The organism is Clostridium sp. HV4-5-A1G, from assembly GCF_900184915.1.
Taxonomy (GTDB): Bacteria; Bacillota; Clostridia; order Clostridiales; family Clostridiaceae; genus Clostridium_B; species Clostridium_B aromativorans.
The window spans coordinates 1-14,030 of the sequence record NZ_FXYI02000094.1 but is presented as its reverse complement, the minus strand read 5'-3'; the positions used below and the strand labels follow the sequence as shown (position 1 = coordinate 14,030).

At 35.4% G+C, this 14,030-nt stretch carries 16 protein-coding genes; 14 read left to right on the top strand and 2 right to left on the bottom strand.

Annotated features, from left to right (window positions below):
• The first annotated feature begins 120 nt into the window (after positions 1-120).
• From J5G60_RS11055 to J5G60_RS10990, 14 genes are all read left to right on the top strand, one after another.
• Positions 121-1,218: an NAD(P)H-dependent flavin oxidoreductase gene (locus tag J5G60_RS11055; protein WP_150358367.1), complete on the top strand. Its 1,098-nt coding sequence runs from the start codon at positions 121-123 to the stop codon at positions 1,216-1,218.
• A 4-nt stretch (positions 1,219-1,222) separates the two neighbouring features.
• Positions 1,223-1,699, top strand: a complete 477-nt coding sequence (locus tag J5G60_RS11050) for a MarR family winged helix-turn-helix transcriptional regulator (protein ID WP_150358366.1) — start codon at positions 1,223-1,225, stop codon at positions 1,697-1,699.
• Positions 1,692-2,669, top strand: a complete 978-nt coding sequence (locus J5G60_RS11045) for a beta-ketoacyl-ACP synthase III (protein WP_150358365.1) — start codon at positions 1,692-1,694, stop codon at positions 2,667-2,669. Before J5G60_RS11050 ends, J5G60_RS11045 begins: the two co-directional genes overlap by 8 nt.
• A 27-nt stretch (positions 2,670-2,696) precedes the next feature.
• On the top strand, positions 2,697-2,939 hold the full coding sequence (locus tag J5G60_RS11040; RefSeq protein ID WP_150358364.1) for an acyl carrier protein: 243 nt from the start codon (positions 2,697-2,699) through the stop codon (positions 2,937-2,939).
• Positions 2,932-3,891 carry an enoyl-[acyl-carrier-protein] reductase FabK gene (gene fabK, locus J5G60_RS11035; RefSeq protein ID WP_150358363.1) on the top strand — a complete coding sequence of 320 codons (960 nt, stop codon included), beginning with the start codon at positions 2,932-2,934 and terminating at the stop codon, positions 3,889-3,891. Before J5G60_RS11040 ends, fabK begins: the two co-directional genes overlap by 8 nt.
• Positions 3,879-4,817 (top strand): ACP S-malonyltransferase, encoded by a 939-nt coding sequence (fabD, locus tag J5G60_RS11030; RefSeq protein WP_150358362.1) that lies wholly within the window; start codon positions 3,879-3,881, stop codon positions 4,815-4,817. The genes fabK and fabD overlap by 13 nt, the downstream gene beginning before the upstream one ends.
• 10 nt (positions 4,818-4,827) lie before the next feature.
• Positions 4,828-5,574: a 3-oxoacyl-[acyl-carrier-protein] reductase gene (gene fabG / locus J5G60_RS11025; protein WP_150358361.1), complete on the top strand. Its 747-nt coding sequence runs from the start codon at positions 4,828-4,830 to the stop codon at positions 5,572-5,574.
• Positions 5,575-5,598: 24 nt separating this feature from the next.
• Complete coding sequence (gene fabF, locus J5G60_RS11020; protein WP_150358360.1) at positions 5,599-6,837, top strand: beta-ketoacyl-ACP synthase II; 1,239 nt, start codon at positions 5,599-5,601, stop codon at positions 6,835-6,837.
• 1 nt (position 6,838) lies between these two features.
• The gene (accB, locus tag J5G60_RS11015; protein ID WP_150358359.1) at positions 6,839-7,354 is read left to right on the top strand and encodes an acetyl-CoA carboxylase biotin carboxyl carrier protein; all 516 of its coding nucleotides are present in this window, start codon (positions 6,839-6,841) and stop codon (positions 7,352-7,354) included.
• A gap of 52 nt (positions 7,355-7,406) precedes the next feature.
• On the top strand, positions 7,407-7,862 hold the full coding sequence (fabZ, locus tag J5G60_RS11010) for a 3-hydroxyacyl-ACP dehydratase FabZ (RefSeq protein WP_150358358.1): 456 nt from the start codon (positions 7,407-7,409) through the stop codon (positions 7,860-7,862).
• Between the two features lie 24 nt (positions 7,863-7,886).
• Entirely contained in the window at positions 7,887-9,230 is a 1,344-nt protein-coding gene (locus J5G60_RS11005) for an acetyl-CoA carboxylase biotin carboxylase subunit (RefSeq protein WP_150358357.1), read from the top strand.
• Positions 9,231-9,309: 79 nt separating this feature from the next.
• Entirely contained in the window at positions 9,310-10,185 is an 876-nt protein-coding gene (accD, locus tag J5G60_RS11000; protein WP_150358356.1) for an acetyl-CoA carboxylase, carboxyltransferase subunit beta, read from the top strand.
• A 49-nt stretch (positions 10,186-10,234) separates the two neighbouring features.
• Positions 10,235-11,080: an acetyl-CoA carboxylase carboxyltransferase subunit alpha gene (locus J5G60_RS10995; protein ID WP_150358355.1), complete on the top strand. Its 846-nt coding sequence runs from the start codon at positions 10,235-10,237 to the stop codon at positions 11,078-11,080.
• 39 nt (positions 11,081-11,119) lie between these two features.
• Positions 11,120-12,067, top strand: coding sequence for a phosphoglycerate dehydrogenase (locus tag J5G60_RS10990; RefSeq protein WP_150358354.1), 948 nt, complete (start codon positions 11,120-11,122; stop codon positions 12,065-12,067).
• Positions 12,068-12,167: 100 nt separating this feature from the next.
• Here the strand turns inward: J5G60_RS10990 and J5G60_RS10985 are convergent, their stop codons facing one another.
• Together J5G60_RS10985 and J5G60_RS10980 are read right to left on the bottom strand one after the other, a co-directional pair.
• Entirely contained in the window at positions 12,168-12,692 is a 525-nt protein-coding gene (locus J5G60_RS10985; RefSeq protein ID WP_150358353.1) for a ferritin, read from the bottom strand.
• 109 nt (positions 12,693-12,801) lie between these two features.
• The gene (locus tag J5G60_RS10980; protein ID WP_150358352.1) at positions 12,802-14,001 is read right to left on the bottom strand and encodes a S8 family serine peptidase; all 1,200 of its coding nucleotides are present in this window, start codon (positions 13,999-14,001) and stop codon (positions 12,802-12,804) included.
• Positions 14,002-14,030 lie beyond the last annotated feature (29 nt).

Below are 14,030 nucleotides of genomic sequence, written 5' to 3'. Positions count from 1 at the left end.
TACATAAATAGGAAAAAATATTGATTTTATTGATAAAAACTATAGACAGCTTTAATTTTTTAATATATACTTTGATTATCAAAATATTTGATTATCAAAAATTTAAAAGGGGAGAGTTATATGAAATTACCTCCATTGATTATAGGAAATTTGAAAACTACTATACCCATTATTCAAGGCGGTATGGGTGTGGGTATTTCTGGATATAGGCTTGCACAGGCAGTGGCAAATGAAGGTGGTATTGGCGTGATTTCTACAGTGCAGATAGGATACAGAGAACCAGATTTTGAAACAAATACCAAGAAAGCGAATATCAGAGCTTTGAGAAAGGAAATAAGGAAAGCCAGGAAGTTGTCTCCTAAAGGTATAATTGGAGTAAATATCATGGTAGCCATAAGTGACTATGAAGATATGGTAAAAACTTCTATAGAAGAAAAGGTTGATATAATTATATCAGGTGCAGGTCTTCCACTTAGTCTTCCTAGACTTGCGGTAGGGAGTGATGTTAAGCTGGCACCTATAGTTTCTTCAGGGAAAGCAGCTTCTATTATAATAAGAAGCTGGATTAAAAGATATAATAGAATACCGGATGCAATTGTAGTGGAGGGACCAGAAGCAGGAGGACATTTGGGATTTCATCTAGAACAGCTTAAAGAAGGGAAAGAGCATTTGGATGATATAGTGTGCGATGTCATTAAAACTGTGAATTCGTTAAAATGTGAAAAAAATATTCCAGTAATAGCAGCAGGCGGTATTTATACGGGAGGGGATATTGTAAGGTTTTTAAGATTAGGGGCAAGTGGAGTTCAGATGGGAAGTCGTTTTGTGGCTACTGAAGAATGTGATGCACATATAAATTTTAAGAGAGCATATATAAACTCGAGAAAAGAGGATATAAAGATAATAAAAAGCCCTGTAGGCCTTCCTGGAAGAGCTTTGAGAAATAAGTTCATACAAGAAGTTGAAAAAAATAGAATTGTACCCTGTAAATGTTACAATTGCTTAAAAAAATGTGATCCCAATAAGACCCCCTATTGTATATCTGAAGCTTTAATTAATTCAGTCAGGGGGAAAATAGAAAAGGGACTTGTGTTTGTTGGAAGCAACGCCTACAGAATAGATAAGATAGTTAAGGTTAAAGAACTTATAGGGGAACTTATTACAGAAGCAGAGGATCTATATGTAAATGATAAAGCAGTAAATTTGTTAAAGTGGTGATTTGATGAACAAGGGTATAAATATTGTAAATGAATTATTGGTGGATCTTTTTAATGATATTTTAGCAATAGAACAAAAATCTCTTCAATATTCCATATTTAAAGATCTATCTATTACAGAAGTACATACCATAGAAGCTATAGGTATGTATAAACCCAGAACTATGACAGAAGTAGCCTGTCAATTAGATATAACCCTCAGCACTTTAACTACGGCTATAAATCATCTGGTAAAAAAAGAATACGTTATAAGGGAACGCAGCGAGCATGACAGAAGGATTGTATTTATAAAATTGACAAAAAAAGGAAAGCTGGCTTTTAGAGTCCATCAAAAATTTCACTCCGATATGGTTAAGGAAACCATAAGAGGATTGACGGAGCAGGAAGAGAAAGTTTTGGTTGAATCACTGGAAAAGCTAAATAATTTCTTTAGATCAAAATATAATCTTAAATCCGGATTGAAGGAGAAGAATAATGAATAAGGTTGAAATTATAGGTACAGGAAGTTATGTACCTTCTAAAATTGTGGATAATAATGAGTTGAGTCATACGGTAGATACGAGTGATGAGTGGATAATAAGTAGAACGGGGATAAAGCAGAGGAGGATATCAGAAGGAGAGGATACTTCAGATATGGCTACGAAGGCTGCAATAAATGCCATAAAATCTGCAAAAATAGAAGTAAGTGATATAGAACTTATAATATTAGCTACAGCTACTCCAGATAATTTTATACCATCAACGTCCTGTATAGTACAAAAAAATATAAAGGCAGTTAATGCAACCTGTTTTGATATATCAGCAGCTTGTTCGGGGCTTATATACGGAATAGATGCAGCTGCACAGTTTATAAGAACAGGAAGGTTTAATACGGCACTTGTTATAGGAGCCGAAACTCTTTCCAAGATAATTGACTGGAAGGATAGAAATACCTGCATCTTATTTGGAGATGGTGCTTCAGCTGTTGTTTTAAGAAAGGGAGAAGAAGAGGGGATACTCTCCATAAAAACAGGTTCGGATGGCAGCAAGGGAAGGGCATTAATCTGCCCGGCAGTACCGGTAAATAATTTTTTATCCGGAAATGAAATGTACTTAAATAAAAGTACGGTGAGCATGGATGGAAAAGAGATATTTAAATTTGCAGTGAAAGTTCTGGTAAAGTTAGTGCAGGAGCTGGCTGATGAATCAAACTGTGATCTAGAAGAAATCAAATATATAATTCCACATCAGGCCAATTATAGAATAATAGAATGTGCTGCTAAAAAATTAGGGATAAACTCAAATAAATTTTATACCAATCTGGATCTTTACGGTAATACGTCGGCTGCCAGCATTGGGATAGCTTTAGATGAAGTATATAAAAAAAGCTTAGTAAAAAGAGGGGATAAAATTCTCATTATAGGCTTTGGAGGAGGATTAACCTATGGAGGAATTATGATTGAGGTATTATAAATTCATAGAGGATTTTGGAGGATAATAATGATAATTCAAAGAATAGAAAAAATAATAGCAGATCAACTTGAGTTGGGAGAAGAGAACATAGATGTAAAAACTTCTTTTGAAGATTTGGGCATAGATTCATTGGAATTATTTCAAATAATAATTGAAGTAGAAGAAGAATTTCAAGTTGAAATAGAAGATGTGGAGGATATAAAAACCATAGGAGATCTAGTAGAGATCGTAAAAGACAAAATTAGAACAGGAGGAAATACTCATGATTGATTATGTATTCCCCGATATAATAGGAGTAAAATATCCGATTATTCAAGGAGGAATGGCATGGATTGCAGATAGCTCTTTGGCAGCAGCAGTATCTAATGCAGGGGGGCTTGGAATAATAACAGGGAATGCACCTATTGAATGGGTGAGAAATGAGATTAGACAGGCAAAGAAGCTTACAGATAAACCCTTTGGTGTAAACATAATGCTCTTGTCAGAGTCTGCAGAAGAGGTAGCTAAAATGGCATGTGAAGAAGGTGTTAGAGTTGTGACCACCGGAGCCGGCAATCCAGGAAAGTATATAGATATGTGGAAGAAGTACAATATAAAGGTTATTCCAGTGGTGGCATCTGTGGCGCTGGCCAAAAGAATGGAAAAAGCAGGAGTGGATGCTGTCATAGCAGAAGGCTGCGAGTCAGGGGGGCATATAGGAGAACTGACTACTATGTCGTTAGTTCCTCAGGTGGTTGATGCCGTGAATATACCTGTAATTGCCGCAGGGGGAATAGGAGACGGAAGAGGAATGGCAGCAGCTTTTATGCTGGGGGCGCAAGGGATTCAGCTTGGAACTAGATTTTTGGTAGCAAAGGAGTGTACGGTTCATCAGAATTATAAAAACAGAGTATTAAATGCCAGAGATATCGATACACAAGTTACAGCCCGAGCTACAGGGCATCCAGTACGTGTTATTAGAAACAAATTAGTGAGAAAATTTCAGCTCTTGGAGAAAAGTGGAGCTGATTTAGAGGAATATGAAAAGCTTGGTAAAGGAGCCTTGTCCAGGGCAGCTCGCGAGGGTGATGTAGATAATGGTTCTGTTATGGCAGGACAGATAGCAGGCCTTGTTTGCAAAGAGCAGAGCTGCAGCGAAATAATAGAGGAAATGCTCAGACAGGCAGAAAATGATATTAAAGATGTAAAAAATATATTTGGAGGTAGATTATGGGTAAGATAGCTTTTTTATTTTCGGGTCAAGGAGCCCAATATACAGGTATGGGAAGGGATCTTGCAGATAATATAGAAGTTTCTAGAAAAGTGTTTCAGGAGGCAGACGAAGCAGTGGGGTTTCCCATAAGCGAAATGTGTTTTGAAGGACCACAAGAAGAATTGGATAAAACTGAAAATACTCAGCCGGCAATCTTAACTACCAGTATAGCTGCATTAAGAGCTCTTGAAAGTTTTGATATAAAGGCTGATATTGCGGCAGGATTGAGTTTAGGGGAATACTCTGCACTTGTATGCAGTGGCTCCATGGAGTTTAAGAAAGCGGTTGCTTTAGTGAAAAAAAGGGGAAAATACATGCAAGAGGCAGTGCCTGAAGGTGTTGGAACTATGGCTGCTGTCATGGGATTGGATTACCTGACAATAGAGAATGTCTGCAGGGATTGTGAGACTGTGGGTATAGTTGAACCCTCTAATATAAACTGCCCTGGACAGGTAGTAATTGGAGGGGAGATAAAAGCAGTTGAAGCTGCCTGTCAGCATTTGAAAGAAAAAGGTGCTCGCAGGGTAGTGAAACTTTCGGTAAGTGCACCTTTTCATACATCTATGTTAAAACCGGCAGCAGAAAAACTAGAGTTGGAATTAAATAAATTTAATATAGGGAGATTTTCTATTCCTGTAGTGACAAATGTTACAGGGGAAATTATTAAAAGCTCCAAGGATGTGAAAGCACTGCTGAAAAAACAGGTTATGAGCACAGTTCTTTTTGAAAAGTGTATAAATACCATGCTTAAAGTGGGAGCTGATACTTTTGTGGAGATAGGACCCGGGAAGGTATTGAGTGGATTTGTAAAAAAGATAGATAGGAAAGTTACCTTATTGAATGTTCAAGATATGGATTCTTTAAATAATGCAGTACAAATATTAAAGAATAGATAGGAGAAATGAAATGGATATTGCTAGTAAAAATGTAGCGATAATTACAGGGGCAGCGAAAGGTATTGGAAGGGCTATTGCACTTAGGTTGGCAGAAGATGGATTTGACATAGCGATTAATTACAGAAGTAGTTCAGCTAATGTAAAAGAACTGATGGATGAAATTGAAAATAAGGGCTGTAAAGTGATTGCTGTACAGGGGGATGTAAGCATATTTGAGGAAGCTAAAAATATTATAAAGAGGGCAGTAGAGGTTTTTAAAAGAGTAGATGTCCTCGTAAATAATGCGGGGATAACCCGGGATGGACTGCTTTTGAGGATGAAAGAAAATGACTTTGATAAGGTAATAGAAGTAAATTTAAAGGGCACTTTTAATTGTATAAGGCATGTAAGCCCTGTTATGCTTAAACAGCGAAGCGGGAAAATAATAAATATATCTTCAGTAGTAGGTATAACCGGTAATGCAGGTCAAGTGAATTATTCGGCCGCAAAAGCTGGAATAATAGGGATTACCAAGTCTACGGCTAGGGAATTGGCATCAAGAGGAATAAATGTAAATGCAGTGGCTCCGGGTTTTATAAAAACGGATATGACAAACAGCTTATCAGAAAAAATAAGAGAAAATACGCTGCGTACTATACCGTTGAAAAGGTTTGGGACTGTCTATGATGTAGCAAATGTGGTATCTTTCTTGGCATCATCTGATTCAGACTATATAACGGGTCAGGTAATAAATATAGATGGCGGAATGGTAATGTAAATTTTTAAAGGTCAGGTGATATTTATGAAAAGAGAAGTTGTAATTACAGGATTGGGAGCAGTTACGCCAGTGGGAAATGATGTTAAAACTTTTTGGAATAATATAAAAGACGGGGTTTGTGGAATAGATTTTATCAAAGCATTTGATACGGAGAATTTCAAATCAAAATTAGCAGCTGAAGTAAAAAACTTTGATGCTAATAAAAGCCTAGGAAGGAGAGAGACTAGAAGACTTGATAGGTTCTCACAATTTGCCCTGGTTTCTGCAGAAGAGGCAGTAGAAGATTCAGGTCTTGATTTAGATGCCATAGATAGATACAGGTTTGGAGTATTAGTAGGTTCCGGTATTGGAGGCATAGGGACAATAGAGGAAGAGCACAGCATCCTTGTGGAAAAAGGGCCTAACAGAATAAGGCCGCTATTTATACCTATGATCATAGGGAACATGGCAGCAGGGAATATAGCTATAAAATTTGGAGCCAAAGGTATATGTACTACGGTAGTATCAGCTTGTGCTACAGGTACTAATGCCATTGGAGAGGCCTACAAGATCATTGAAGATGGAAGGGCCGATATAATGATTGCAGGAGGAGCAGAGGCTTCTATAACACCTCTTTCTATATCGGGATTCATATCATTAACTGCATTGAGCAGAAGTAATGATCCTAAAAGGGCTTCTATTCCATTTGACAGGGAAAGAGGGGGTTTTGTCATGGGGGAAGGCTCAGGTATTGTTGTATTGGAGTCATTAGAGCATGCAAAAAGTAGAAATGCACATATTTACTCTCAAATAGTTGGGTATGGCTCTACCTGCGATGCTTACCACATAACAGCTGTAGCTCCGGATGGAGAAGGAGCAGCAAGAGCTATGAAGATGGCAATAGAGGAAGCAGGAATAGACAAAAGAGAGGTTTCCTATATAAATGCCCATGGAACAGGCACTGTGAGCAATGATAAATCCGAAACCAGGGCTATAAAGAAAGTATTTGAAGATTATGCAAAAGAAATTCCTGTAAGCTCCACGAAATCAATGACAGGACATCTTCTGGGAGCAGCAGGGGCAATAGAAGCCATAATATGTGCTAAATCCATAGAGGATAATTATGTTCCACCTACTATAGGTTATAGAGAAAAAGATGAAGAATGTGATCTTGATTATGTACCTAATAAAGGTAGAAATTTAGAAGTTAAGTATGCTATGTCTAATTCTTTTGGGTTTGGGGGACATAATGCAGTTATTTTATTAAAAAAGTGGAGTGAATAATATGGATTTTGAAGCAATTGAAAATATGATAAAGGTTATGGATAACTCAAAGCTTGGTTATTTAGAAATTAATTGGCAGGATATATCTATAATAATGAAAAAAAAGGGAGAAAAGGGAAATATAAAGCAGATAAATATTGTAAAAGAAAATGAACGTGAAGACAGTATTGCAGCGGGAAAATGTGAAAATAAATGTGAAGAGGAAGAGGGCGATACAGTAAATAAGCTTGAATCAGATAAGAAAGAAAAAAATAATAATGAAGAAGAAGATAATATAAAGGAAGTTACATCACCTATTGTAGGTACTTTTTATAGCTCCCCAGATCCAGAGAAACCTGCTTTTGTAAATGTAGGAAGTAAGGTAAAAAAGGGGGATACTCTATGTGTCATAGAGGCCATGAAACTTATGAATGATATTCAAAGTGAAATAGATGGAGAAGTGGTGGAGATTTTAGCTAAAAATGAGCAAATGGTGGAATATGGGCAGCCCTTGTTTAAAATAAAGACCGATAACTGAAGTTGATTACAGACTCTAGTATTGGAAGATCTATGGAATGGAGGAAAGATATATGGACGAAGACAGGTTTAATGTAAATTTTGGTTTAAAAGAAATAAAGGAAATTATACCGCATAGATATCCATTTTTACTAATAGATAAAGTTACTTATATGGAGCCGGGTAAAAAGGTCACAGCTTATAAAAATGTCACTGGAAATGAGTATTTTTTTCCGGGGCATTTTCCAGAAGAACCTATAATGCCGGGGGTACTCATAATAGAGGCTCTGGCCCAGGCTGGTGCTGTAGCTATACTGAGTAAAAAAGAATTTAAGAATAAAATAGCTTTTTTTGGAGGAATAAATAAGGCAAAATTTAGGAAAAAAGTAGTTCCTGGGGATATACTTAAACTAGAAGTTGAAATTATAAAAATCAAGGGCCCTGCTGGAATGGGAAAAGCAACAGCATATGTTCAAGATAGGAAAGCTGCAGAAGCGGAATTAATTTTTATGATAGGAGACAAAAACTAATTGTCAGGAGTTGAGTTTTAAAAAATGTTTAGTAAGATTTTAATTGCAAACAGGGGAGAAATAGCAGTTAGGATAATTAGAGCCTGTAGAGAAATGGGAATAGAAACTGTGGCTGTATATTCTGAGGCCGATAGAGAGGCACTACATACCCAGTTGGCAGATGAAGCTATTTGTATAGGACCTGCTTCTCCTAGAGAAAGCTATCTAAATGTGCAAAATATAATAAGCGCAACAGTTTTATCTGGTGCTCAGGCTATTCATCCTGGATTTGGATTCTTATCTGAAAATAGTAAATTTGCCAGTATATGTAGAGAGTGTAATATAACTTTTATAGGGCCTTCTCCTGAGTGTATTGAAAGTATGGGTAATAAATCCAATGCCAGGTATATAATGAATAGGAACGGTGTTCCGACTGTGCCGGGATCAGAGGGAGCTGTTACTTCAGGCGAGGAACTTCTGGAGGTAGCCAGGAGGATAAAGTATCCTGTTATGATAAAGGCTTCAGCAGGGGGCGGTGGAAGAGGTATACGAGTTGTATATGCGGAGGCTCAACTTATAAAAAATTATGAAAATGCCAAGCTAGAAGCTAAAAATGCTTTTGGTGATGACACCATATATCTAGAAAAATTTATAGAAAGACCAAAACATATAGAAATTCAGATACTTGCAGATAATTTTGGGAATACGGTTTACCTGGGAGAAAGAGATTGTTCCATGCAGAGGAGAAATCAGAAAGTGCTGGAGGAAACGCCCAGTAAAGTTGTTACAGAAGAACTTAGAAGATCTATGGGGGAAACGGCGGTAAAAGCTGCTAAAGCAGTGCATTATACTAATGCGGGAACGGTAGAGTTCCTTTTAGATAAAAATAATAATTATTATTTTATGGAAATGAACACCCGTATTCAAGTAGAACATGGCATAACTGAAATGGTAACGGGAATAGATCTGGTAAAGGAGCAGATAAAAATTGCAGCTGGAGAAAAACTTGATTTTTGCCAAAATGATGTAAAGATTCACGGACATTCTATAGAATGCAGAATAAATGCGGAGAATGTGCAAAAGGGATTTATACCCTCACCGGGGAAGATAAAAGATCTATACGTACCAGGTGGTTTTAATGTGAGAGTTGACAGTGCAGTTTATTCGGGATATGATATTCCTCCTTATTACGATTCTATGATAGCAAAGCTAATTGTATATGGTAAAAATAGAGAAGAGGCTATATGTAAAATGAAAAGAGCTCTGGGAGAATTTATTATAGAAGGGGTTGATACCAATATAGATTTCCAATTTAAAATCATAAATAGTGATGATTTTGTGAAAGGAATTTATGATACAAAATTTATAGAAAATAATTTGACAGGTTAGAGCCATATTTTTGTTTTATGCAATAAAGTTAGCTGGTAATTAAGTTAAGCAACCAACTCAATAAAAGAGGTGATAGATTTTGTTGGATAAATTATTTAAAAAAACAAAGTATATTACAGTAAGTCAGAAGGCTCTAAGTAATATTGATAATAGCTTAAGTAAAAGACCAAGTATACCAAGCGGTGCTTGGGTAAAATGCGGTAACTGCGGTAAAATATTGTATAGAAAGGATTTAAAGAACAATTATAGTATATGTCAATATTGCAATCACCATTTTAGAATAAATGCAAGAGAAAGAATTGATCTTATAGCCGATAGGGAGAGCTTTTATGAATTTGATAAAAATATGACTTCAGCTAATCCCATAGAATTTAAGGGGTATAGGGATAAAATTAAAAATATGCAGAAAAAGACTAATATGGCGGAGGCAGTAATAACAGGACAATGTACTATATTTAAAGAACCATCGGTTATATGTGTAATGGACAGTAATTTTATGATGGGAAGTATGGGTTCTGTAGTAGGAGAAAAAATAACCAGGGCAGTGGAAAGAGCCATAAAGCTAAAATTTCCATTGATTATTTTTACAGCTTCCGGAGGAGCGAGAATGCAGGAAGGTATTTTTTCGCTTATGCAAATGGCCAAGATAAGTGGAGCCATTTCCAGACTGAATGCAAATGGCCTCCTTTATATACCTGTACTTACGGATCCAACTACAGGTGGAGTCACAGCTAGTTTTGCCATGCTTGGAGATATAATATTAGCTGAACCTGGTGCACTTGTGGGATTTGCCGGAAAAAGAGTAATAGAGCAGACTATAAAACAAAAACTTCCCGAGGGATTTCAAAGCTCTGAATTTCTATTGCAGCATGGTTTTATAGACAGTATAGTTTCAAGAGAAGATTTAAAAGGAACTCTGGGAAAGATACTGTCGATTCACAGCAGAAATAGGTAATATTTTAAAATTTTTTATGTAAATTTTCTAAAGGAAAGGAAGCTCTCGTATGGAAAAATTGGGAAGGGTTCAAAAAATTTTGAATAGGAAGCTTGATGTTAAGGATGCATGGAGAAGGGTGACTTTAGCTAGGATGTTGGAAAGACCAACTTCTTTAGATTATATAAAAAATGTATTTGATTCTTTTATGGAACTTCATGGTGACAGATATTTCGGAGATGATCTCTCCGTAGTTGGAGGTATTGCACTTTTGGATGGAGAACCTGTAACTGTAGTAGCCCAGCAAAAGGGTAGAAATACTGAAGAGAATATTAAGAGGAATTTTGGTATGCCAAATCCTGAGGGATATAGGAAAGGTTTAAGACTCATGAAGCAAGCGGATAAATTTGATAGACCTATTATATGTTTTGTAGATACTCCAGGAGCTTTTTGTGGAATGGAAGCAGAAGAAAGGGGACAGGGAGAAGCCATAGCAAGAAATCTGATGGATATATTTAATCTGAAAGTGCCTATAATATCCTTAATAATAGGAGAAGGTGGCAGTGGAGGGGCTTTGGCTTTTGCCGTGGCAGATTCGGTGTGGATGCTGGAAAATTCCATATATTCTGTTTTATCTCCAGAGGGATTTGCAGGTATACTTTGGAAGGATGCCTCCAGAGCTAAAGAGGCAGCAGCGGTTATGAAAATCACAGCTCAAGATTTAAAAAAATATGGTATAATAGATAAAGTATTAAAAGAACCTGTAGGTGGAGCGCAGAAAGATGTAAGAAAGATATCTAAAGTTATAAAAGGTCAGTTTATAGAAGAAATAGGTATACTTAGAAAGCGTTCTAGGAAGGAATTGTTAGAAGAAAGGTATAATAAATTTAGATGCATTGGAAAATTTATAGAATAGATAATTAAATTATCATATTTTAATATAGAGGTGAATTTCATGGGAATTAAATTGTTGTGTACGCGTAATTTTGGCGATAAAAATATTGCCAATATAAAAAAATTAGGATACGATGTAAAGATCGTAGGGGAAAATGGAGCTCGCTATACAGAGAATATGAAGGATACAGAAGTACTGCTCTGTTATGATCTATTTAAGACCCTGGATATAAGCGGCATGAAAAATTTAAAATGGATACAGTTATTCAGTATCGGTATAGATCAGCTTCCCATGGATGTAGTTAAAAAAAATCATATATTAATTACCAACAATAAGGGTGGATACAGCATACCCATGGGTGAATGGATAGTATTAAAGATATTGGAAATGCTTAGACACAGCAGAAGGTTTTATGAAAATCAGCGGAACAGATTGTGGAAATTGGATACCGGTATATTGGAATTATGGGGTAAAACCGTAGGTTTTATTGGAACTGGAAGTATAGCAAAGGAAGCCGCCAAAAGATTGGTAGCATTTGATGTAAAAATAGTAGGATTGAATACAAAAGGCGAAGATGTAGCTTACTTTAACCAGTGTTTTTCATCGGAGCAAATAAAGGACATGTTGAAATTATGTGATATAGTTGTGATAACCATTCCCTATACTAAAAAAACATGTCATATGATAGATGGTAGTGCATTTAGAGCTATGAAAAATGGGGTCTATATAGTAAATACAGCAAGAGGTTCTATAATGGATGAAAGTGCCTTTATAGAGAATGTAAAGAATAAAAAGATATTAGGAGCAGCCTTAGATGTGGTGGAAGAAGAACCTTTAGATAAGGATAATCCTCTTTGGGAATTTGAAAATGTAATAATAACGCCACATAATTCCTGGGTGTCTGAAAGGGCTGACATTAGAAGATTTAATATGATATATAATAATTTAAAAAGATATGTATCAGGAGATAAATTAGATAACTTAGTAGATGTATACAGGGGTTATTGAAAAATATAAAGAGCTTTAAATGAAAGCAAGATACACTAGAGAGGGGAGATATATCTGGACCTACTAGTGTATCTTTATTAGCTTGTAAGAATTATTGATTTTAATTTACAGATGGGGATGTAGTTGTGGGTGGCACGAAAGTTCTGGCTGCAAGCTCCTGATCATACAGGTAGAGTGCAGCTGGATTATCTCCTATCCTTTTTAATGTTTGAATGGCATTGTTGAATGTATCTTCCTCTTCTACCTGTTCATTGATAAACCATTGAAGCAAAGCTATTGAAGCATAATCCTTATCTTCACTGGCTATAGACATTAAATTATTAATTCTTGAAGTGACTATTTGTTCATGCTTTAAGGCAGTTTCAAAAACTTCAAGTGGTGATTCGTAGTCATTTTTAGGATCGCTAAATCCTTTTATGGTAATATTGCCACCTACTTGATTTAAGTAGTCAAAAAATTTTGATGCATGGAAATTTTCTTCCTGTATCTGAACTTTAAAGAAGTTGACAAAACCATTTAGATTTTGTCTTGCAAAATATGCCTCCATGGCCAAATAAATATTAGCAGAATAATATTCAAAGTTTATCTGATCGTTTATAGCTTTTTCTAATCTTTTGCTTAGCATAATAATACCTCCTAAATTAAATTGTTATCATATAATAGTATATATTATATGATAACATATAATAAGCCAATGTTCAAATACTTAATGAACATTAAGGTTTTAATATTGTTTAAGGAAGCAATTTATTTATATTTATTGTACCGGCACCTTGATACCATTTAGGAATATTTAAAAGATCACAAGATATTTTAAGAAGTGACATTAAATCATTAAAAGTGAGATCAGGATTGTTTTCGTACAGGAGAGCACATATACCGCTTACGTATGCTGCTGAACAAGAAGTACCTGTATAACAAGTATAGGGATTTCCCAAAGGTTTTGGATATATTTTCATTCCATTTCTTTCTGATATATATTCTGGGCTGGAATTTATGGAACATATATTTACACAAGCAGCGGTTAAATCAGGTTTTCCGATTTTATCTACAGGTCCGCAGGAAGAATATTCATAAGGTTTAATTATATTAGCACTTGTATCTATACCAGATACTGTTATGCAGTTATCAAGAATAGCTATACCTCTTATGCTTCCCTGAAGGTTGCCGCAGTGGCCTGAAGGCACTATAACAGTTATATTCATTTTTACTGCTATCTGAAAAGCTTTTTCAAATAGAGATAATATAAAATTATTATTTGCACATAATTCAAAAGGGAGGCAAATTATCTTTATGTTTTCATTTTCACTATCATTTAGAAGAAGCTGAATAGAAAATAAGATATCTGATACTAGTCCCTTTCCGAGGGCATTGAAAGCCTTTATTGAATAAATATTGCTGTTTTCGGCAACACCCCTATATATTCCACCGGATTCATTTCCATTTCCACATATGATTCCACTCATAAAAGTTCCGTGCCCATTGTCATCGTAGGGATGTTTATATCCTTTTATTAAGTCTATAAATTTTTTGATTTTATTTTTAGGTCTTAAAAGATCAGGATGGGGATAGACACCTGAATCCACTATGCCTATACATATGCCTTTTCCCGTAAGACGATACTTTTCTCCAGATATTATACCATTTGAAACAAGTACACTTTTGCCAGCACATAATAGAGCGAGACAATCATCTTCTATATGTCTTACCTGTGGTAATTCTATTAGTCTATTTATGGCATTAGGTGTTAAGATGGCACTTATACAATTTATAATTGGTATAACATGAAGTAATTTTCCTTTGTATATTTTTATTTTTTTTTCTATAGTCTCTGGAAGTGAAGTATATTGTAATATTATCCTATAGTTTTTATATAAATTTTTATCTATTGATGATTTCAAATTGGATCCTAATTTATTTTTAATGGAAAACATACTATTCCCCTTAAAATTATTTATAATAT